The organism is Olivibacter sp. LS-1 (genome assembly GCF_008245145.1).
Taxonomy (GTDB): Bacteria; Bacteroidota; Bacteroidia; order Sphingobacteriales; family Sphingobacteriaceae; genus Olivibacter; species Olivibacter oleidegradans.
Window position 1 is genome coordinate 5,507,816 of the sequence record NZ_CP041643.1, and the last position, 22,423, is coordinate 5,530,238.

The following is a 22,423-nucleotide window of genomic DNA, read 5'->3' on the forward strand; positions in this document are numbered from 1 at the left end:
TTCCATTTTTTAAAATTTTAACCCGGCGCCCACAATGAAGTTACGCGGTGCTTGTGAATTGAATGTGGAATAACCTGTCCAATATTTCTCATTTCCAATATTGTTGGCTGAGAAGGTAATTCTAAATTTCTTTAGGTCGTAAAATATGGATGAATTGATAACAATGTAAGCGGGTGCATAGATTTTTCCAGCTGCAACTGAATTGACCAAGTAGTTTTTACTGGCGTAGTTACCACCAAAGCTAATGCCCAACCCTTCTGCTAACCCGAAAGGAATACGGTAACTTATATATAGATTACTTAAGTGGGTGGGGCCTGAAGTTTCGGGTCGCAGACCGTTTAAGCCGCCACTGGCACCATCTGCATCAATTTTTTCATATTTACTGTCGTTATAGGCATAACCGGCGATAATATTAAGTCCGTTAATTGGATTGGCTACAATCTCGGCTTCAAAACCCTTACTTAATTGGGTGCCATCCTGAATGTTTTGATTTGGTATTTGCGCGTAGGGGCGAACGATATCCTTCACTTTGATATTGTAATAGCTAAAAGTACCTGATAATTTTCCACCAAATGCGTCCAGTTTTACGCCACCCTCTAGCTGATTGGCCTCTTCCGGCTTAAAGCTTTTACCTTCATAGTCAACGCCCGTTTTATTTGTAAAACCGTTCTGGTAATTACCGAAAACCGATACTTGATCTTTTACAACCTGATAAATCAAACCGAACTTTGGCGAGAATGCCGTTTGAGCGTAATTATCAGAAGTGATATCAGTGGTCGCATTATAAATGCCCCTATTAAAGAAACGGTCAATCCTGATTCCTGCTAATGCAATCAGTTTGTCCGTAATATTGAGTGCATCAAACATAAAGGCACTGTAGGTATTGGTGTTTGAGTTTGGTTCGTAGTTTAATAAAGGTTTAGTTCCGTATAAGGTTGAAACTTTATCCTCGTTAAAGTCGTTGTAGTTTGGTGCCGGTCCTGTAGCAGGCACGAGATCAAAGAAATCAGGTGTCTGTTGACCGCCGAATACATTGATAAAACGCTCATAAGAAATATTACTCTTATACTTAAAATAATCCAGTCCCACAGTCAGCCTATTTCTCATCCCCCCTATTTTGAAATCACCTTGCAACAAAGGCTGTATTTCTATTGCATGATCGCTTCCATTCGGCGACCACACCATTCGTGCCAGGTTGTCCGCTCCAGGAGTAGCGATCCCCAACAAAGCGTTAGGAACGAGCATTAAATAAGGTGTTCGACCCTCCGAAGAGCTGTTGGTTACCGATACATTTGTTTGTAATTTCCAGTCGTTATTGATTTGATAGTTCATCGCACCGAATAAATTGATATTTTCGGATTTGTTATATAAACTATTATTGATAAATGCTTTGTCATAATCGATGTTAATCTCATCGATCCGGTCCGTACCTAAGTTAGCCACGGTATTGCCATAGAAAAAAACGCCCATAAAGTCGTTGGCTTTCCCTGAAAAGATTTCTGCGTCTAAATTAAAGTTCAGCTTATCGTTTACCTTATAACTTAAACTAGGAGCGAAAGCAAAGCTTTTACTAAAGCCTGCATCACGGAAAGAATGTTGTGTTGTATAAGCTGAATTTACCCTAACCAATACAGATTTATCGGCATTCAAGGGGGTATTGACATCTGCGGATATTCTATTGAGCCCGAAGCTTCCTGTACTGTAATCTATCCTGCCTCCCAAACTATCATACGGTGTTTTCATGACTCTGTTAATCAATCCGCCATAAGAAGTAATTGTATTACCAAATAAGGTGGCTGATGGGCCTTTGATGACTTCGATGCGTTCGATATTCACCGCATCAATGCTTGAAGCAACATTTCCCGATATGCCATTGCGAGCTTTTATATTCGTTATGAATCCTCGTTGGCTAAAAATTGGACCTCCAATTCCGGCTCGCCCTACTGCATCCCACATTTTATGGACGCCGGGGGCATTTTTTAGGGCGTCCTCCACCCTAAATAGTTGTTGTTCGGCAAGTAAATCCCCTGAAATAATGGAAATATTCTGTGGATTTTCCAGATTTCGCAGCGGCATTTTTGCTGACGCATCTGTCTTTTTAACAGCAAACTTATTGGTATGACCTGCTTTTATATTAACCTCCTGTAGTTGTGCTGAATTATAAGTAATATTAAAGTTGGCGGTAACGGTCTCTCCCAGCTTCACCGCAACGGATTGTGTTTCACTATTTGCTCCAATTGCGGTGGCTTTCAGGATATAATTTCCCGGTTTTACATTACTGATTTTATATTCTCCCCCGGTATTGGTTACGGCCCCTTGGCCAGTACCAGTTAATACAACAGATACATACGGTGCCGGATTTCCGTCTGATGTTAAAACTGTTCCGCGAACAACGCCGTTTTGCTGCGCAAAGACAGCCAGACTTGTCAGTATAAGGGTTACGAATAACTGAACGTGTAGTGTTATTTTCATTACTGTTTATTTAGATTAATTCCAAATACAAAAGAATAGATTAATTCTGACTCCCACAAATTATTTTGACACCGTTTCTTTACGCTTTACGATGGATTGCATTAGGAAAACTTAACCGATCTGAATTCACGCCTTGCACTGATACAGTACAGCTAAATGGCATCGAGGATGTGAAGGTTTAAAAGGCTGTACAGAAAGGCGGTATTGACACCAAATACCTTGGTACTTAACTAAGGCAGTTTCTACACTACCGGAACAAGAAGGTAAGCGAAGAGATCACACTGAGGCTTTTAATTTGTTAGACAAATAGGTAAAAATGTAAAAAGGCTTGTTGAACACAAGCCTTTTTACATTTTCTTCAAATAAGATAAATCGTTCTATCTTATAAGGTGGCAGATTTCTCATTTCTGCTCCGCTCTGGGTACGGAGTTCTGTTTTTCTTTCATCTTCTTATCTAATATCCCCCTGACTTTCTCACTTTGTTGATAGGCTTGTGCAATCTGCAAATAGGTCTCGACCTTTAAGCCTTCTTCTTCGACCGCCTTGGTCATCTTTCCTTCCAACCCCTGCTGCATGCCATTTATTTGTTCTGCCGCCTTTTGGAATACAGCCAGATCCTTCGGATCTTGCTTCGCAGCGGTGCTGTCCTGCTTTTGTTGCGCTTCTGCCATGGCATTGAATTTATCTACCGACATTCCTTCCTTCTCTATAATTTTCACCATCTCGCCTTGTGCTTCTGTCTGAATCGCGGTTATCTTTTGATTGGCATTGAGGAAACGATCCAACTCCTGCTCATTAAAATCTTCTTTTACCTGTGGTGTTTGCGTTTGGACGGGTGCTTGACCATATACGACTGAACTGCTCAAAACAATTAATAGCAATGCAAATGCACCCAAAGCTGTATTATACCTTCTTCTAATTCTGTTAAATGCTTTCATTTTTTTGTATTTTAATAGATGTACTTATTATTATAACGTAATGACATGATATTATTGCCCATTGGCTTAATTAAGATTGCCCAACCCGTTAAGATTTATGAACAATGATCTGGCTATTCTTTTAAAAGCGCTAATTTAAAAGGATGTTTCATTGCTCAATTTGATTGATATTTTCTTTATTTTTATTACAGGGCTATAAATGGCATAACTTCACACCCAAGAAATAAAAATGGACAAATCAAATGGTTATGAAAAAGTTGCGAAGACCTTTAGTGAAGTTCGTGGGCAAATTGTTGACGGAATCGGTGCATCTTCCGTCAGCATGTGGGCACAAACACTTCCTAAAGGTACAGTTATATTAGATCTCGGTTGTGGAACGGGCATTCCGATTACGAAAGTTTTGATAGATGAAGGCATGTCGGTTTACGGAGTGGACGCATCACCTACATTAGCTCAAGCTTTTCGGAAAAACTTCCCACATTGCCCTATTGCCTGTGAACAGGTAGAAGATTCATTATTCTTTAACCGTAGTTTCGATGCCATTATCGCATGGGGGTTATTATTTTTATTACCCAAGGATAACCAAGCCATGGTGATACGGAAGATGGCCGAAGTACTGCGGATTGGCGGTAAATTGTTATTCACGGCCCCATCTTCAATAAGCGAATGGACGGATATCCTTACCGGACAACAATCAAGATCGCTTGGCACGAAAAAATACAAAGAAATACTATCGGCTGTTGGATTGTCCTTGATAGAAGAATTTGAAGACGATGGTGAAAATCATTACTATCATGCTGTCAAAGTCCGATAAGGTTAATTGCTTTATATTTATAGATTTATCATATTTATTTCACCTACTTTTACTTCCACAAGCTTATTCAAATCTGCTTCTTGCATTTCACCTTTCTTTAAAACGTGTAATGCATGTGAATAAGTTATACTCCTATCTTTGTATCCATTTTGCTGTTCTGTATATTTGAAGTAAGTAAATCACTGTAAAAACACAATAAGCAGAACCAATTTTGATCTAAAAAATAAAAAAATGACCAAGTTAATAATGTGGAACATCATCACCCTCGACGGTTACTTTGAAGGTAGCCAACATTGGGACCTAAGTTTTCATAACAGTGTATGGGGGCAAGAACTTGAAAAATTAAGCCTCGAACAGTTGCGCGCAGCGGATTATCTTATTTTTGGGCGGATAACATATGAGGGTATGGCCGCTCACTGGACGAAAGCTAAAGGGGAAATTGCCGACCTTATGAACAGTATACCGAAGATTGTTTTCTCGACAACATTGAAAACGGCAACATGGAATAACTCCAAATTAATCAGCGGTAATGCTTCGGCAGAAATTAGCAAACTCAAAACGCAAAGTGCTAAGGATCTATATGTATTTGGTAGCGCTAATCTCTCAGAAACTTTTATAAATGACAATTTATTTGACGAATACCGTATTGGTATTGCACCTATAATTTTAGGAAGCGGAAGACCTCTTTTCAAACAAGGAATTTCGTCAAAAAATTTATCGCTCGTTTCAACACAACAGCTCTTGACGGGCGGTGTAGTATTAAAGTACACAAGTGCCCCTGAGCAATAACTTGAAAAAAATGGATAATACAAGAGTTTACAAAATGTCTTTTGCCGGCGTATATCCCCATTATATACAAAAGGCGGAAAAAAAGGGCCGTACGAAAGCGGAAGTTGACGAAATAATATACTGGCTGACCGGATATGATGAAGACGCGCTGCAACAACACCTCGACGATAAAACAAATTTTGAAACTTTTTTTGCTCAAGCGCCACAAATAAATCCGAACGTTTCAAAAATCACAGGTGTTATCTGTGGATATCGCGTGGAAGAAATTGAAGACAAACTCATGCAGAAGATTCGCTATTTGGATAAATTGGTGGATGAACTGGCTAAAGGCAAGACGATGGAAAAGATTTTAAGAAAATAAAGAAAAAACCACCGCTCAAAATTTGAGCGGTAGTCTAACACATTAATTATCATATTACTTGCTACCGATAAAGGTAGGCTTCTGAAATTAATACCGTATAAGAAAAAAAAGCCACCTCTTCAAAAAATAAAGAGGCAGCTCAAATGAACTTATAATGAATTGTTCTTCAAATATCGTTGTGACAGATTAGGGTGAAATAAGAAAAGCCGTCCTTAAATCTCAAAAAAGGACGGCCAAACAGAATGAAAAAAATTTACCTGTACCACTGAACACGTGGAATATCAAAGCTAGCCTTCACATATTAAATTGCCATAAGAATCGATGTAAAAAAACCGTCCTTTATGATGTGATCAAGGGCGGTTTAATTAATTCAGGTGAACTCCAACTAGTAGAGAAAGTACATAGAAGTATTTTTCTGACTTGAGGTCGGAAGTGGATTCGAACCACTCTGGGATCTCTTGCGGAGCTCTGCCTAACCGCTCGGCCATCCGACCTTGTTTATAGAACAAATTTAGTAATGTCTGTCATCTTTACTCGACACAAAACAATCACAGAAAAATGTATATTTATGTGACTGATATCTTTTTCTGTTTTGTCAAAAGGTGTTGATTTTTTAAAACTATGAAAGAAGAAGCCCGGTATTGATTTGAATAAATGGGTGGTGTGCTGATCTAAAGTATAATTAGGGAAAACGGGTATTTTGGGCAGGTGGGCAATAATGTAACACGGCAAAATGAAAGTATTTCGAATTTATCAGCTTTAAAAAACGAAAAAAATAAAGACATTTTTTTTATAACAGCTAAGCAGTTAATCGGTAACGATCACGAAGCAACAATGATGGTACAACATTTAACAGATTTGAGGTTCACGAGAATTTCAGAAACAATTAATAAGGTACTTGAGCAGGCGATTAACAAATAACGTGATACCAAACATTTCAGCAAAGTATGCGTTATCCACTGTAAGGTCGACGGTTTACCACTCAATCGTGCAAGTATTAAATCAATTGGTTAATTCATGAACAAGGAGGAAATAAATAGCCTAATCAACGCAGCAAGAATAGGCGACTTACAGCAGCTACAAGCATATATCACCGAGAGAGCAAACCTGGATGAGCGGGACGAAAGAGGTTACACACCACTCATTATTGCATGTTATAATAACCGATATGCGGCTGCAAAGCTGCTACTTGAAGCAGGTGTAGACGTTAACGCCCAAGATTTTGGTGGCAATACCGCTCTGATGGGCGTTGCTTTTAAAGGGTATCCCGATATTGCCGAGCTCTTAATTAGCCATGGCGCAGATTTAAACATACAACATGGAAATGGTGGGACGGCTATCATGTTTGCTGCCCTATTCGGGAGAAATAATTTGGTTGAATTATTACTTAATCATGGGGCCGACGTGACGATTCTCGAAAAAAGAGGATTAACCGTACTTGATCTAGCTGCTCAACAGGGCAACGAAGAGGCCATTACAATAATTGAAAAATATATTACTGAATAAAGCCATCCCTATAAGATGGCTTTATCTATCTTACGCAGGCACCTGCCGTGGTTTCTCCCGTTCCCAAAATCGATGTAAAGCAATGGCCTTTATAAACAGCCGCGCTAATTTTTTCTGGTCGGAGCTTACTGCAACACCTTCGGCCAATATCGTCTCTTCAGAAAAATCAGCGGGTAATTTATTCGCAAAGTAGGTTGCTTCGAGCACCTGTATAGCTTGTTCATCAGCCGCAATGGCTTTGCAATGTTTGAAGGCTTCATTTAAAAAGTGAACGGCATTTGCCTCGGCTTCAAGCGTTGCAACGCTGTTTGTACCTCCAGGCACATAAACGGCATCATACAAAACAGAGGCTGCTGTTAAAAAGCTTTCATCAACTGGCACCTCCTCTCCGTCCATACTGACGACTGCATTAAGTCTCGGCGCAATGATATGCACTACAGCTCCTTCAGAGACTAGAGCAGTTTTCATGTTGTTTACAGATTGCGCATTTACTCCATCAGCTACTAGAAAAGCGATCTTCCTTGAAATAATGCGATCTTTAACTGTATTTTTCATACTCAACGCTTCTGAACGAGCCAGTGAAGATTCTACCTGCGTCGGTTGATAATCAGCGGCGTTACCATCGGCAGGAATACTATGATTGATAGGTTGCTCTGGCTTTTGAGGTACTTTTAAGCCAAGCGCGTAGGCCACTTCTGAAGCAAGCCCTTTATCGATTAGGGACAAAATACCAATCATCCGTTGCCTTACGGCAACGGTTTTGACTTTACCAAGTTCGAAGGAGAAAGCATCAATCAGGTGATTTTTCTCCGGGTCGGACTGGCTATTAAAAAACAAACGCGCCTGACTAAAATGATCGAAAAAACTCTTGCTCCGTGCACGTACTTTTTTTGCATCAATACGTTCCTGATAACTTGCAAACCCGCCTTCAGAAGCTTTCGCTTGTATAGGATCTCCGTTACCTAATGAATTCGGATTATAACTGGATTTGCCTTTGTTTATCTGCTGTCGCATATAACCATCCCGCTGGTTGTTATGGATGGGTACGATCGATCTATTGATGGGAATTTCATGAAAATTGGGACCACCTAAACGAATCAATTGTGTATCTGTGTAAGAGAACAATCGTCCTTGGAGTAAAGGATCATTAGTAAAATCAATCCCAGGTACAATATGACCTACATGAAAAGCAGCTTGCTCCGTTTCGGCAAAAAAATTATCCGGATTACGGTTCAATGTCATCTTTCCAATACGCTTTACAGGCACCAACTCCTCCGGAATAATCTTGGTAGCATCTAAAAGATCAAAATCGAACTTGAATTCGTCTGCCTCCGGCACAATTTGTACGCCCAGTTCCCATTCGGGGAAGGCCCCACTTTCTATCGCTTCCCATAAATCCCGTCTATGAAAATCAGGATCTTTACCCGAAATATTCTGTGCTTCATCCCATGCCACTGAATGGACTCCTAACAATGGTTTCCAGTGAAACTTTACAAAGCTGGCCTCTCCCTTTTCGTTTATAAAACGGAAGGTATGAACACCGAAACCTTCCATCATCCGATAGCTGCGCGGAATCGCCCGGTCGCTCATGAGCCACATAATCATATGGGCCGATTCAGGCATTAGGGAGATAAAATCCCAGAACGTGTCATGTGCAGAAGCCGCCTGTGGAATCTCATTATCCGGCTCCGGTTTTACGGCATGAACTAGATCAGGGAACTTAATAGCATCCTGTATAAAGAACACGGGCATATTATTGCCGACCAAGTCGAAAATTCCCTCTTGTGTATAAAACTTTACAGCGAATCCTCGGACATCCCTAGCTAAGTCGGTTGATCCCCTAGACCCTGCCACTGTTGAAAAACGGACAAATACAGGTGTCTCTGCTGTCATATCATTTAAAAAATGTGCCTTGGTGTATTTATCCAAGGGCTCATATAGTTTAAATACTCCATGAGCACCGGAACCACGGGCGTGCACAATACGTTCGGGTATGCGCTCATGGTCAAAATGCGTGATCTTTTCGCGTAGTATAAAATCCTCCAAAAGTGTCGCACCGCGTTCACCTCCCTTCAGCGAATTTTGATCATCATTAACTTTTACACCCTGATTAGTAGTCAGGAATTGACCGGTACTCTGTTCCTTATCTGGCTCTAATTCCTCGATCTTCTTATTCACAGGTTGATCTTTTGATTGTTTTATTTTTTGTTTAGCCATTTGTTTTGTTCTTTAAGCTTCCTCCGCGGCTTGATAATTTATATCATTTTCAGCCACGTCAGTTAATAATTGATCAGCAGTCTTTTCTTCGATGAGGGTTTGCTCTAAGAGATTTGCAACTTCATTTAAACCCAAAGTAACAGCGAGCTGCTGAAGCCCCCCGTAGCTGGCAATTTCGTAGTGCTCGACTTTTTGTGCGGCCAAAATGATGCCTACATCTCGCGTCGCGGTTTGTGCCTCGGTGCTTTCGATAATGCTTTCTCCTTCCTTGGTTAACCCTTCCATAGCATCACATTTTTTAGCAATTGCTTTTTCGCCAAGTAAACTAAACACCTGCTCGAGCCTAGCGACGTGTCCTATCGTCTCTTTTAAGTGATTTTGAATTGCCGTAGCAAGTTTTGGAGAAGTAGCCTCCTTAACCATTTTAGGAAGATTTTTGACCAAATGGTTCTCTGCCCAGTAGATATCCATGATACCGTCCAGGAACAAGGCCCTTAACGCGGGCTCTGCTGTTACAGAAGTTTTTGTTTTAAATTTAGGCTCTGTGCCTGTTTCATTTTTCATAGTGATGATTTTATTGGTTTATTTTTACTGTTGCTGTAGATAGATTTACTCGTTATCTGGATCTATTATAAAACTTCGTCTTTACGCGAATTGTTTGTAACAATTAATAAGTCTGCGTCAGATTGAAGTTTGACTTAATTCAAATGGATTACTTAAACGGAGAACATCGTTGATCCGTTTATACCTTCCTCACATAGCACTGTCTAAATTTTCTCTCCATTTTCAGGAGCAAGTCTTTGACGATAGTCTATCCTCTTCTATAGATCTTCCTTTTCATATCCACCCAAACAATCCAGGCAGGCATTGGCATATGCATCATATTCATTGTAAGCAGCCCCGATTTTACCAAACAGCGTTATTATTCTATCTATGCGTATTTCACTCCCTGTATCCAAAACCACAAAAACGCCTTCGCTTTTCTTCTCTTCTATGCGAGTGACACTCCCCTTTGCTTCAGCAACTTGATTGTTTGCGTCGAAAAAGAAAATTTTACCCCTACTTCTTTTACTGATCTCTTCTTCTACTACCTCGCGATATTCCCAAGGCACAGGAAGGTATGACTCGTTTTTATTATCAGCCATAATAAGTTCTTTTCTTTGCTAACAATTAGGGAGTTAAAGTGTTTAGCGAAGTGCGATTTCGGAAGCTTGGCTGATAGCGGCATCGCCTAGTCATTCAAGTACGCCCTGCAAGAATACATTTCTATTTTTTTTTAAAACAATTTTGGTCAATTGCTTATTTATTAGATAACATCTTATTTAAATTAAAATTTAAAAACCTATGGGAAATTTACTTTATATTGTAGCCGTTGTGCTCGTTATTATTTGGGCAATTAGCTTTTTTGGCGGTTACGCTCAGGGAGGAATTATTCACGTATTGTTGGTTATTGCTATTATTGCTATACTACTGAGAGTAATAAGAGGCGCTGCATAAACGATTTTTCTTTTTGCAGAAGATTAGCTTGGAGCTTATTAGCTTCAAGCTACTTTCATATATGGATTGTTCAATCCATTCTATTAAAAAACATACTGATGAACGAGCTCAACGACTAACCCACCACTTAACAAAGAAAGATTCTCCGTTTACCTACAACTATCGTTAATTGAGCTAAATGTATCAATCCTAACCAACCACCTTTGTACAATCATTTAAAAACAAATAGAAAATGAGCACAAAGAAGTTCGTTACCCCTATGGTCGTTCGATAGTTTCACATCCGAAAGGACATCGCCTTATTTTGGACGAGGCGTAATATATCTCTAAAGAGCCATCTGCCTATTGAATGGTTGGAACCTGCTGTGTGGTTTAATTATGAATTTTCGGCAATGCCTCCGTCCATTTTAATTGTATGTTCGAAAGATACCAGGACAGCCCATCTCCGGTGTTATTTCCTTGAAAAAACAAATAGTATTTTCCATTTTTTGTTTTAAAGATATCCGGGTGGCCGGACTCACTTTGATTCCAGGTTCCGGCCTTGCCATTTGCCAAAAAAGGTTCCTGTACTACACGTTTCCAATGGACTCCATCTTCACTTTTTGCCAATCCAATTTGTTGTGGATCATTGTTATAACTTCCTGCATAGAACATATATAAGGTATTGTCCTTTTCGATCACAGAAGCAGCTTCAATACAGCTACCTTCCCAAGGCAGCTCGGGCTTTAAAATAGGACCATCATGAGCTAGTTTCCAATGCGCTTTGCTGAAATCAGTGCCCTTAGGAGCAACAGCAACTCCCTGCATCTGTATTTCACCTTTAGGGTCTCGTGTAGCAAAAAAGAGAAAATATTGCTCTTGAAAAAAACAAACTTCTGCATCGATTGCGCGACCATTATTCCAATCACCTGTAGGTCTAAAAATTGGATTACTGTTATTTCTAGTAAAATGAATTCCGTCAGTGGAATAGGCGTGGCAGATGGCGTCTTTAGGACCATTGCCATATGTTTGATAAAAAAGGTGAATGGTGTCACCACGTACCAAGGCACCGGGAGCACATAAGCCATTTTGCTCATAAGTCGACATTTTATTCAATGTTCCAACTTTCTCCCAATCGATCAAATTATTGCTTTTTGCAATACCAATATGCCAACCCTTCCCCTCTTTGCCAGGAATGGAATAATACATCCAATATGCATCATTAAAATATATTACTTTAGGATCTTTAGCAATGGGTTTTCCCGACGATCGATCAGTAAAGTACATTTCGGGCTTCTCCTGAGCATATAAGTTTCCGAACCAAAGAAGGATAAAGAAGAAGCCTGTAACGATAAGGGGTAAGCGCATTTCCTGTCTCATATTAGTGGTCTGAATGATCTATGATTAGCATCGAAAGCTAAATAACAAAATTTTATGGAGTTTAAAACAACTATAATGTATCAAAATAACTGCGATTTGACTCATTTGATAAGTTAATCCCAAGTGAAACGCACAAATTTGCTTAATACAAAACCTGTTAAACTTATCTTTCTTTAAAATGTTGTTGCTAGATCAAGGAGATAGAAAAAATCAATAAATCAAAAGAAAGTACGAGGATGAAAAGGAAACTTTTTTTGGAAAACACCGCTAAAAACAATATCGTTGGACAGGCCGCGGCTAGTCGTGTTGCCCTTGGCGCAATCGCTATCGGGGCAATGGCTATTGGGGCGCTTGCAATAGGAGCAATAGCTATAGGCCTGTTGCGAATTAAAACCGGAAAAATCGGCAAACTCCATATAAGCGAGCTTAACATTGATAAACTAATGATGAAGGATCGATTATAAAACACGATCAATCAGCTTTTCTCATTAGAGCTACAATAATGGCCTAATATACAAGCACGCTCAACCGATCATTTACAATAAAATTAGCTGGGGATTTCCGTTATTAATGCAACTAAAGGATAAAAAATTTGTGCTTAGCTAGACGCCGGGAATAGCTTTACAAAAGCTATTCCTCATATAGCAAAGTGGCATTATAGCCCATTCGGTGAAGCGCTTCAGCCAACACGGCACCCTTTAAGTTAATTGCCTGGACTATCAATAGGTTATAAATAGAGTCAAAATCAATTTTCCATTCTCGGATTTCAGAAAACTTATCAAGAATAGACTTAATACGGCCCATTTCCATAGGTGAATTGATGTCTGTCATAAATTTCAACGTTTCCATAGCTTGCGATTAAATTTTCGATGAGTGATTTTATATTACGATTCAGCTATCTGAAATAAATCAACATAATTTCGCTTCGGCGTCCATTTCAAATATAAACACTTTATTATCACCGCAAAAGCCAAAAACAGAACATTGTAACGAAACAGTGGTTTTATGTAATAAACATGAAGATGACTATATCTATAAAAACCAATCGCACCTTACGGTTCTAGATAGTCCAGGTTAAAGAATTGAAATGCCGCCTCGTTACCCTGCGGTCCTTTAAAATTTAATCCGGGCCGGGGACTACGATCCCAAGGTGGCAAAAAATCAATTGCATATTTGTAATTTTTGCCAACTAATTCTTGCCATTCGTTAGACTGCTTCCAATATGCACTACAGGTAAAATCAGGAGATATTCGCATCTTTAAATAAACCGGGTACTGCTTTTTTGATAAAGGTTGCCTATCGAGCACCTCTCGCTTTCCGTCCTTTATTACCCAGAAAACCACCTCGTCACCCTCACTCGCAACTCCAATTGACGCATTTTCATCACCGTAAACAACCAATCCTTTGATTGCTTCATTATTATTTAGAACGAGTGTACTGATTTCATAAGCAACGCTATACGGTCTTAAAGTTAGCGCTATTCCGGCGCTGCTTGCCACATCATACTTCCCTGAAAGAAGTAATTGCCCATTTTGCCTTTGAATCTTTGGTTGCATATTTCGAAAATCCCATTGCCAGTAGGCCTGCTCTTCGTTTTTTCTAAAATCATGATGGCTATCATTATAGGCAAATTTGGCTGAAATGGCCTTACCAAAGACTGGCCATTCAACCTTCCATGCTAATTCGGAAATATGCCCTTCCCTTCCTGTGAAAACGTGGCTCTTCTTATTATAAGCATGATATATATAAAAGGATTTTCCGTCCTTATCTTCAACAAAAGTGCCATGTCCGGGACATTTCCAACCGTCTAAATCACTTAAAATAGGATTACTATCATATTCTTCATAAGGCCCCTCGATTGCTTCTGCACGTGCCACTCGTACATTATAGGTGCATTCGAGACCACAACAGGCACCGGCAGAATAAAACAAGTAGTAATAGCGATCCTTCTTTAAAATACTTTGCCCCTCAATTCCTGCGCCTCTTGTATCCTTTAGCATGGTAAAAGGCTTCCCCATTAAAGAAAGTCCATCGTCTGACAGTTGACACCCTAAAATTTCAATTGGTCTTTTGTCCAAACCGTATGCTTTCCACGTGATATATAACTGTCCATTGTCGTTCACAACAAAAGCATCAATTGCTTCCTTTCCATATTCTATTAAAACACCTTGATCCTTAAAGCCACGGTCGGGGAATCTGGAAGTTGCCACGCCAATACAGGAAACACCATCGCTCTTTCTTCGAGCTGTATAATAAACATAATAGGTTCCCTTATGGAAATAGTACTCGGGAGCCCAAAATGATCCTTTGGTCCACTTTGGAGCGTCTTCAAACAAAAAACCAACTTGCTGCCAGTTGTTCAAGTCAGTAGATTTAAAAATCGGAAAATGCGGTCCCCACTCACTCGATGTACCGATCGCATAATAGGTATTCTCTTGTCTTATAATGGATGGGTCTGCAAAATCACCAGGGATCACGGCATTTGTATGTTGAGCCAAAAGAATTTGGCACATTCCTAAATATACGACAAAAAACGGGGTAATCTTATTAAAGTCGAGCTTCATTATCTTAGACATCTGACATGTTATTTTGCCTGCAAACGTAGGTGCTAAAAATACATATTATAACAAAAGAACGAAGTGCCCTATTTCTCATTTATTCAATAGATCATCTCAAGGTATACTTTTTCAATTAACTTTTCAAGAAAATGAGCATCATGTCCATATTGTACCTGGAATGACCTCACAAAAGGAAGTGGCTAACGTGTTAAAAGCTAACATCAATTAGGCCTAAGTGTCCTGGAAAATGTACCCCCACATATTGGTAGGTGGTACATCTAAAATTTATTATTATGTGCCAACTGAGCAATCTCATTTTCCTGCAATGTTGTCTTAGGAGCGAAGGAAGATGACTGCATGTAGGCACTAAGGCTATATAATAATTGACGAGCCTCCGGCCTGTTTTGACGGTCCGTCAATAAATCGATTGCAGACACGATCAGTTTACCCTTTCCTATGTTGGCCTCAAAAACTAATCCTAACGGTCTTGCCGTAAACCAATCGTCAATTACGCGAACAATAGGCTTTAACGTTGGATTGATTCTATCGAGCCGCATAGCATCGGCATGAGTAATTGCATCCCACCACTGCCAGTTGGAATGGAAATCCGTTGGAAAATGTTGAAATGCCGGATGTTGGGGGTCGCAGAGGAGGCCAAGCGTAACAGGCGCCTGCCCACGCGTCCAAGCTGTATTCCAAAAAATGCTTGAAAAGCCTAAAGCGATATCGCCTCCCTTATCTTTCTTAAGAACACCTTTTCTTAAAGTGTACAGCACTTTACCTCCGCTTGCCAGTAGCTCCCTTGCCTTTTGATCAAAGCTAGCCGTCACATACACTTCGCTATTTACATTTGGCAGCGTTTTTGGAAAAACGAAAAAATCCCACTGATTCGCGTATTGGCCTAAGGTCACTATAAGCGTGAGTTTCTTCGCTTCTTTTATCTCATTCAAATTCATAGTGACGGCACCGGCTTGTTGGTTGTTTCCGATCCGCAGCGTATTGATCAAAAGACTTCCGGTACCATAAACATGCTTTGCCTCATCAATAATTTGCCATTTTACGCTCACATTGCTTTTTTCTTCTGCCCCATAATGAGCAATTTCTATGGGGACTTTTAATAATTGATCGTTGGTATATATAAAATTGGGAAAACGTGCCAGTGGTACGGTACTATTACAAAATTGCCTATAAGTTTTACCATCTACATAGCCCTTATCCTTCCAAAACGCATTTAACACACCTACCAAAGCCGTACCTTGACCGGGAAAATCGTGCAGATCTAATAGTTGAAAGCCCGCAAAACCAGGTGTTCGCAGAGCCGCTTCAATATCGGCCTTATAACATAATGTCTGCAACTTACCTGATGCTTGCAAAAACTGATCAGCTAAAGTGTCCATTCCGGTTTCGCGTAAGCGATCGCGGAAAATCTCTAAGTTTCTTGCTTTCATTACGCCTGTATAGGCGCTTATTTCTTTAAAATCCGGATACACACACCATTGGCCAATTTCATGACTGATCGTAGGAATGTCGAATTGAGCAATACGCTCGTGCCAATCGTAATCACTTCTCGGTTTTTGCTTATTAATGATCGAGTTCAATCCTTCACCCCAGGATTGTATTCGCGGTTCCGGTATGTTGTTGTAGTCATTTTCTGCGATGGCAGGCCAACCCGCCGCGGTAGTGTATAAACGCCTCCCATCTTTGGCTTTCCACGTCTCCACAAATTTTCGAAGATACGCAACATGATTTTTTCCGCTAGGTTCATTTCCGTACGCCATCATTAAAAATGAGGGGTGATTTCCATACTGTGTCACGATCCGCTCGCTTTCACGATAGATATAATCATCCAGGGGTTTGCCATCTCCGATCGTAACTCCCTGATTTGCCCATGATGCACATTCTATTTGAAGATACATCCCAAGGCTATCGGCGGCTCTGAAAGCTGCTTCCGGAGGGCACCAAGAATGAAAACGAAGGTGGTTTAACCCGTAGGCCTTACAGGTTTTGATAATCTTCGCCCACGATGCAACGTCCGTTGCCGGATATCCTGTAAGTGGAAAAATGGCACTTTCCAGTGTACCACGTAAAAAAACAGGCCGTCCGTTTAAAGTGATTTCCTTTCCCTTAAGGGCTATCTCACGCATCCCAAAGTCTGTTTGATACCCAAAGGACTTCCCTTCTACCACTAAACTAGCTATCATGGTATATAAATTGGGGTTAAATTCGTCCCAGGTCTTAACGGCATTTCCCATCGGATAGTCTATTTTTATTTCATTAACACCACCTGTGAGAACTAATGTTTGTTGCACGTCTTTCAATCTCTCGCCCGCTTTCTCTGTTGCATAAAGTGTCAAAGAAGCGTTTACCGGCCGACTTATATTTACAATACGTGCACGGACAGCCACTGTTTTCTTTGATAGATCAGGAAAAACCTGTAAGCTCTCTACACGCAGTCTTTCCAATGGCTTCAAGGTCATCTTTCCGATCATTCCATTCCAGTTGGTTTGGGTATGATCAGTAATACTATGTGCATTGGGACCAACATCGATGGTTTTAACCCTATTGTCAATACGAATAGTGAGCAAGTGCTTTCCAGGCTTGAGACTCCCTTTAAACAAAAAGCGGTGCGGCGTGCTTAAGCTATTTTCAGTTCCCAGCTTTACGCTGTCTAACCAAACCGAACTTTCCCAATGGACCCGCTCGATGACAAGCTCTGCACCCTCCTGATAGGCACTATCAGGTATTTGAATCTCCTTTTGATACCAAGCAGCCCCTTTATAATATTTCACTGGTTGCAACCAAAACGGTACTTTTATATTCCCTGCCTTACGATAGCGAGCATACGCTGTATCCGTAAAGTAAGAAGAATCAACAATGCCCCCCGTCCAAGGCGTATGGACATCTATATCGAAGCCTTTACCATTTGTAGTGGTTGAGCCTGGCAGCTTCACTTTTTCCTTTAGACGCCTTGTAAACCATTTTTCCCTTTCGCCAATATCCGCTGTATCCAATGAAAAAGTCCATTCACCTGTCAGATCAAGATGGCTCTGCGTCGACTTGTCTACCTTACAAGCTGCGAACAACGCAAAACAAGAAAGTAAGAGCAATTTATTCATGGTCATTATAATCGTTTTTAAATTTTCGTATTCATTTGGTCATTACCAATTGGGATTTTGAACCATATTTGGATTTGTATTCAACTCATCTTGTGGAATTGGAAACAGTTCATGGCGTGGAAGCGTTAAAAACTGTCGGCCCTCTTTATCACTTGCCGCTATTTCATCCGCTAGTTTACCCCAACGCCTTAAATCATAAAATCGCAATCCTTCTCTAAAAAACTCGAGCATGCGCTGATGCATAATCTCTATCATCATAGCCTGCTGGTTTTTCCCCGCCGCAAGCGGAGCGAGTTTAGCACGCGTTCTTATTCTGTCTATAAGCGGATATGCTTCTTCTATCCGCCCCAATTGCACCAAAGCCTCAGCCCGCATTAACAAAACGTCTGCAAAGCGAATGACTTTTTCATTATTCTCGGAAATAAAAATTCCTTCATCATTATTTCTCCAATTTTGGTATTTACGAATCATGGCATTGAAGCCGAATTGTTTCTTAATTGTTGAAAAAGGACGATTGTAATACAAGGCCCCTGGGTAGTCCCATACCAACGACGCATACATACGTGCGTCGAAATCACCATCCGCTGTTTTTTCCTGTTGGAAAGCCTGGAATATCTTGTTGGTAGGAAAAGCTTCAAACCAACCGGCAACTTCGGCCGGTGCGAATTCCTGTGCCACCGTGGTGCCCTGCGACTCATTAGCATTCTCTCCTGCCCAAGGTTGCGGTCCGCCCACATTTTGCATTTGAACCTCAAACAGGGATTCTTTGTTGTTATCATAGGCGGCCATAAAATTATGCTCGTAATCATCCAGCAGGGTATAATCATAAGGAGCTTTCGTTATAATGTCCAACTCATTTGCTGCATCTTCCCAACGTTCCATATATAAATAAACTTTCCCTAACTGCGCAATGGCAGCTCCGTTGGTTGCTCTACCAATGTAAACATCCGAATAGTTGAGCGGCAACGTATTCTTCGCTTCTGTAAGATCCGCAATTATAAAATTCCAAAGGTCTGTCTGATTGGCAGGGGGCGCAAAATATTGTTCGCGCTCCTTCGGTACTGAAGAAATAAGCGGTACGTCTCCAAAATTGATAATCAGATAAAAGTAGTTCAAAGCACGGAGAAACTTCGCTTCTGCTATTAGCTCTGCTTTTTTTGCTTCATCAATCGATGCATTAGGCGTATTTTCGATCACTTGATTTGCCCTAAAGATTCCCCTAAAGAAACCGTCATAAATATCTCTGGGGGTTGTAGTAGTAGGATTATTAGTAAAAGTAGATAACTGATAAAGAGACTGCACATCATTTCTGATAAAAAAATCGTCGCCTCTCCCATTTGACAGCTCCACCCCTCTTACTCCGAAATATCCGCGATTAATATCTTTTAGCACTTTATAGGTAGCGGCAAGGCCGCTTAATACGTCTTCTTCATTTTTCCAAAAATTAGCATCCGTCTGTGTATTTGGATTTTCCAACGACAGTTTATCCGTGCAGCCTACTGCAAATATCATCACACTGACGATCAACACAGCGGTAATTACACGCTTTACTTGTGATATATATTCAATATTCATTTTCTTAGATTTAGCTTTTAAAAAGAAACCTGTACGCCTAGCATGGCAGTTTGTGCCAATGGATAAGCAATATGCCCAAAATCAACTCCTCGATTTAAAACGCTCCCCGTCCTTCCCAAATCCGGGTTATAGCCTTTATATTTTGAGATCGTGAAAACATTATCCAAACTCACGTAGAATCTACAATTGTTTATCTTCAAATGCTCCAATGTGGCAGATGGAAGTGTATAGCCGAGCTGTACTGTACGAAGTCGCAGGTAGGATCCGCTTTCTAAAAAACGGTCGCTAGTTTGGCTATTAAGATTCGGGTCATTTATCACTGCCCGAGGCATATTTGTATTCGTGTTCTGTGGAGTCCATGCGTTTAGCGTAGTTTTCAGGTAATTAAACTCTAAGTTCATGCCTTCTAAATCTTGGCGTAAACCATTATAGATTTTGTTGCCGTAAGTACCCTGAAAGAACAAGTTGAGGTCGATATTCTTCCAGCGCAAATTCCCCCCAAATCCGTAGCTGAATTTAGGATTCGGGCTCCCCGCATATTGCCGATCATTTTGATCGATTTTACCATCGTTATTAACGTCCCTGAAACGGATATCTCCCGGTTTAGCATTCGGTTGAATCAGTTGACCATTTAAGCTATGCTGCTGTACTTCCTGTTCTGATTGAAATATACCATCTGCATGAATCAAGTAGAAAGCTCCAACTGGCCAACCCGCTTGCGTTACCGTTGCAGAAGCGCCGTGATGAGTTGGCTGCCCCCCAAAAATCTGTTGAGACCCGGTGCCGAGTGCCAACACTTCATTCGAGATTGTTGAAAAAGTGGCATTAATGCCATAAGAAAAATCACCTTTTTCATCGGCAAAGGAAAGATCTGCTTCAAAACCTTTGTTACGTATGCTCCCTGCGTTGATAAACGGACTGGCGGCGCCGGCTCCGGTAGATAAGGGTATGGGAACCTGCAAAAGTATATCATTGCTATTTTTCACAAAATAATCAGCGATCACCGATAGCTTGTTATTGAAGAGCCCTAAGTCTATACCCGCATTGTACGTTTCCGAGCTTTCCCATCGTATATCCGGTGTAGCAAAAGCCACCTGTGTTGCACCTGGCATCAAATGTTGATCTGCTCCAATGACATAGTTGATATTAGGGTTTATATTGGCCAGGAACTGATAATCTGAGATTTCCTGGTTACCTAGCTTGCCATAACCTGCCCGAATCTTGAAGGAACTGATTGCCGGAACGGCATCTTTGAAAAACGACTCATTCGATACATTCCAAGCGGCCGCTAAAGAAGGAAAATTACCGTACTTATAGGCTTCACCAAAGCGAGAGGAACCATCTCTGCGGATAATTGCGGTCAGCGTGTATTTGTCATCAAAGGTATATATTAATCTTCCAAAATACGAAATTAAGGTGTTCTCGAGCGCATTACTGCCTGTAACAGTATTAGTGGTTCCGGCATCAAGCACCTCAATTCCTCGGGGCATACCACTTTTACGCCCGCTCAGCTCCCGATATCTTGTATTCTGATAGGTATAACCTGCCATTCCCTGTAAACTATGTTTGTTCCACTGTTTATCGTACGTTAACGTGTGCTCTTGCAAGATAACTTGTTTTTCCGTACGTCTTTCATAGAGGTTAGCCATTCGATTAATAAATAAGGTACCTACTTCATAGGGATGCTGATAAGCGAAATCCTTCCCATAGGTTCGGGTATATCCTGCATTATATTTATATTTTAATCCGTCAATAATACTGACCTCCGCATAGGCGTTGATAAGAGCATTAGCCACTGAGTATTCCGGCCTATCCAAATGCAGTTGAGCAAGAGGGTTAGCTACGTTGACCACGGGACCATAAGCTCCGCCAAAACCTCCAACGGCATCTGGATTGTATATATCGAAAACAGGAATCATTTTAAGAGCTGCACCAACTGGACCGCCACCCTGGCCTCCCCAACCTCCTGACATGTTTCGCCATTTTTCGTCCGAGAGAATAATAGTTTCCCCAATCTTTACACGGCCTTTGGTAAGATCTGATTTAATTCGCAGATTATATCGTTCGTACCCAGTGGTACGAACGATCCCTTCTTGACCAAGGTAATCTCCCGAAATACTATAGTTATAATTTTCACCCCCACCGGCAGCATTCATATTGTAATTTTGCATTGGCGACTTGTGGAAGATTTCATCTTGCCAATCTACATCTGCTAACTGTGCATAGTTTTCCGCAACTTCAAGACGTGCTAAACCAGCATTATCGTGTGCTGCATTGCTTACTGATGCCCATTCCTGCGCATTGAGGACGTCTAACTTCTTGGCCAATTTTTGAAAGCCATAATAAGCATTAAGCGCAATAATATGATCTCCTTTTTTACCTGACTTGGTTGTTACCAATACGACGCCATTAGCTGCACGCGACCCGTATATAGCGGCTGCAGAGGCGTCTTTTAACACGTCCATGGATGCGATATCATTAGGTGCTATGTTATTGATGTTATCAACCTGTACACCATCGACAATGTAAAGTGGGTTATTATTGTTCAACGATCCTGTTCCGCGAATCAGTACGCGCACACCCGATCCCGGATTGCCACCCCCTGATTCTATTTGTACACCGGCTACTTTACCTTGAATGGCTTGCCCAACATTACTAAAACCCTCAGAAACAATATCTTCAGCCGAAATAGACGCAATTGCTCCAGTTATATTTGATCTTTTTTGTGTACCATACCCAACTACTACTACTTCGTCCAACGTTGTATTATCGGTTGCAAGTTGAATATGGAGAACCTGTTGCTCACCTATTTTTACTTCTTGGGTAATATAACCGATAGCGCTTATTACCAGCACATCTTGTGAGTTAGCACTTAATTGAAAATTACCTTCAGAGTCGGAAGACGTCCCTTTGGCAGACATTCCCTTAACCGTAATCGAAACTCCAGGAATAGCTTGTCCTACAGGGTCGGTGATCTTCCCTCGTATTTGTTGTTCTCCGTCGTCCTGTGCACTTGATGCAAGTGGAATGAGAAAGCAAAGGATACAAAGAATCGTCCTGGACAAAGTCCGTGCACCCTTCTGATTGAGACTTGATTTAATTGGTAGCATAAAAGATTTATTTTGGTTAAATGATCGCCCCGTGGTATTGCAAAACTACGTTGCGTCGATCCGCAAAAAATAGACAATTGTGGGTAAAAGATGGAAAATATTCTTTTGATCT

18 protein-coding genes and 1 tRNA gene are annotated in these 22,423 nt (G+C 40.8%); 7 read left to right on the plus strand and 12 right to left on the minus strand.

What is annotated here, in order from left to right; genetic code table 11:
* Positions 1–9 precede the first annotated feature (9 nt).
* Together FKG96_RS22935 and FKG96_RS22940 are read right to left on the minus strand one after the other, a co-directional pair.
* On the minus strand, positions 10–2,472 hold the full coding sequence (locus FKG96_RS22935; protein WP_149106221.1) for a TonB-dependent receptor: 2,463 nt from the start codon (positions 2,470–2,472) through the stop codon (positions 10–12).
* Positions 2,473–2,873: 401 nt separating this feature from the next.
* Complete coding sequence (locus FKG96_RS22940) at positions 2,874–3,410, minus strand: DUF4168 domain-containing protein (protein ID WP_013668259.1); 537 nt, start codon at positions 3,408–3,410, stop codon at positions 2,874–2,876.
* Positions 3,411–3,639: 229 nt separating this feature from the next.
* Here FKG96_RS22940 and FKG96_RS22945 point away from each other — a divergent pair, with 229 nt between their 5' ends.
* The 3 genes from FKG96_RS22945 (at position 3,640) to FKG96_RS22955 (ending at position 5,374) form a co-directional block, all read left to right on the plus strand.
* A complete protein-coding gene (locus FKG96_RS22945; protein ID WP_130856542.1) occupies positions 3,640–4,224 on the plus strand; it encodes a bifunctional 2-polyprenyl-6-hydroxyphenol methylase/3-demethylubiquinol 3-O-methyltransferase UbiG in 585 nt (194 codons plus the stop codon).
* Positions 4,225–4,455: 231 nt separating this feature from the next.
* Positions 4,456–5,013 (plus strand): dihydrofolate reductase family protein, encoded by a 558-nt coding sequence (locus FKG96_RS22950; RefSeq protein ID WP_130856541.1) that lies wholly within the window; start codon positions 4,456–4,458, stop codon positions 5,011–5,013.
* Positions 5,014–5,023: 10 nt separating this feature from the next.
* Positions 5,024–5,374: a DUF2200 domain-containing protein gene (locus tag FKG96_RS22955; protein WP_013668262.1), complete on the plus strand. Its 351-nt coding sequence runs from the start codon at positions 5,024–5,026 to the stop codon at positions 5,372–5,374.
* Positions 5,375–5,797: 423 nt separating this feature from the next.
* Here the strand turns inward: FKG96_RS22955 and FKG96_RS22960 are convergent.
* Positions 5,798–5,868 (minus strand) — tRNA-Cys (locus tag FKG96_RS22960).
* Between the two features lie 214 nt (positions 5,869–6,082).
* On the opposite strand from FKG96_RS22960, the gene FKG96_RS27295 reads away from it, so the two are divergent.
* The gene (locus tag FKG96_RS27295; protein ID WP_165446996.1) at positions 6,083–6,295 is read left to right on the plus strand and encodes an SGNH/GDSL hydrolase family protein; all 213 of its coding nucleotides are present in this window, start codon (positions 6,083–6,085) and stop codon (positions 6,293–6,295) included.
* A 96-nt stretch (positions 6,296–6,391) separates the two neighbouring features.
* Positions 6,392–6,880 carry an ankyrin repeat domain-containing protein gene (locus FKG96_RS22970; RefSeq protein ID WP_130856540.1) on the plus strand — a complete coding sequence of 163 codons (489 nt, stop codon included), beginning with the start codon at positions 6,392–6,394 and terminating at the stop codon, positions 6,878–6,880.
* 30 nt (positions 6,881–6,910) lie between these two features.
* Here the strand turns inward: FKG96_RS22970 and FKG96_RS22975 are convergent, their stop codons facing one another.
* The 3 genes from FKG96_RS22975 to FKG96_RS22985 form a co-directional block, all read right to left on the minus strand.
* Positions 6,911–9,097, minus strand: a complete 2,187-nt coding sequence (locus FKG96_RS22975) for a catalase (protein ID WP_149106222.1) — start codon at positions 9,095–9,097, stop codon at positions 6,911–6,913.
* A gap of 12 nt (positions 9,098–9,109) precedes the next feature.
* Positions 9,110–9,661, minus strand: coding sequence for a ferritin-like domain-containing protein (locus FKG96_RS22980; RefSeq protein ID WP_130856538.1), 552 nt, complete (start codon positions 9,659–9,661; stop codon positions 9,110–9,112).
* 257 nt (positions 9,662–9,918) lie between these two features.
* Positions 9,919–10,242, minus strand: a complete 324-nt coding sequence (locus FKG96_RS22985) for a hypothetical protein (RefSeq protein ID WP_130856537.1) — start codon at positions 10,240–10,242, stop codon at positions 9,919–9,921.
* Positions 10,243–10,441: 199 nt separating this feature from the next.
* Between FKG96_RS22985 and FKG96_RS22990 the strand changes: the two genes are divergently transcribed.
* On the plus strand, positions 10,442–10,594 hold the full coding sequence (locus FKG96_RS22990) for a lmo0937 family membrane protein (protein ID WP_013668267.1): 153 nt from the start codon (positions 10,442–10,444) through the stop codon (positions 10,592–10,594).
* Between the two features lie 371 nt (positions 10,595–10,965).
* Here FKG96_RS22990 and FKG96_RS22995 read toward each other — a convergent pair whose 3' ends face one another.
* The gene (locus FKG96_RS22995; RefSeq protein WP_165446995.1) at positions 10,966–11,952 is read right to left on the minus strand and encodes a family 43 glycosylhydrolase; all 987 of its coding nucleotides are present in this window, start codon (positions 11,950–11,952) and stop codon (positions 10,966–10,968) included.
* A 236-nt stretch (positions 11,953–12,188) separates the two neighbouring features.
* Here FKG96_RS22995 and FKG96_RS23000 point away from each other — a divergent pair, with 236 nt between their 5' ends.
* Positions 12,189–12,416, plus strand: coding sequence for a hypothetical protein (locus FKG96_RS23000; RefSeq protein ID WP_149106223.1), 228 nt, complete (start codon positions 12,189–12,191; stop codon positions 12,414–12,416).
* A gap of 166 nt (positions 12,417–12,582) precedes the next feature.
* On the opposite strand, the gene FKG96_RS23005 is transcribed toward FKG96_RS23000, so the two are convergent.
* From FKG96_RS23005 to FKG96_RS23025, 5 genes are all read right to left on the minus strand, one after another.
* On the minus strand, positions 12,583–12,801 hold the full coding sequence (locus FKG96_RS23005) for a hypothetical protein (protein ID WP_013668270.1): 219 nt from the start codon (positions 12,799–12,801) through the stop codon (positions 12,583–12,585).
* A 203-nt stretch (positions 12,802–13,004) separates the two neighbouring features.
* Positions 13,005–14,528, minus strand: coding sequence for a glycoside hydrolase family 43 protein (locus FKG96_RS23010; protein WP_149106224.1), 1,524 nt, complete (start codon positions 14,526–14,528; stop codon positions 13,005–13,007).
* A gap of 260 nt (positions 14,529–14,788) precedes the next feature.
* Complete coding sequence (locus tag FKG96_RS23015; protein WP_246860324.1) at positions 14,789–17,626, minus strand: sugar-binding domain-containing protein; 2,838 nt, start codon at positions 17,624–17,626, stop codon at positions 14,789–14,791.
* Between the two features lie 42 nt (positions 17,627–17,668).
* A complete protein-coding gene (locus FKG96_RS23020; protein WP_149106226.1) occupies positions 17,669–19,201 on the minus strand; it encodes a RagB/SusD family nutrient uptake outer membrane protein in 1,533 nt (510 codons plus the stop codon).
* A 17-nt stretch (positions 19,202–19,218) separates the two neighbouring features.
* Positions 19,219–22,311, minus strand: a complete 3,093-nt coding sequence (locus FKG96_RS23025; protein ID WP_149106227.1) for a TonB-dependent receptor — start codon at positions 22,309–22,311, stop codon at positions 19,219–19,221.
* Between the last annotated feature and the right edge of the window lie 112 nt (positions 22,312–22,423).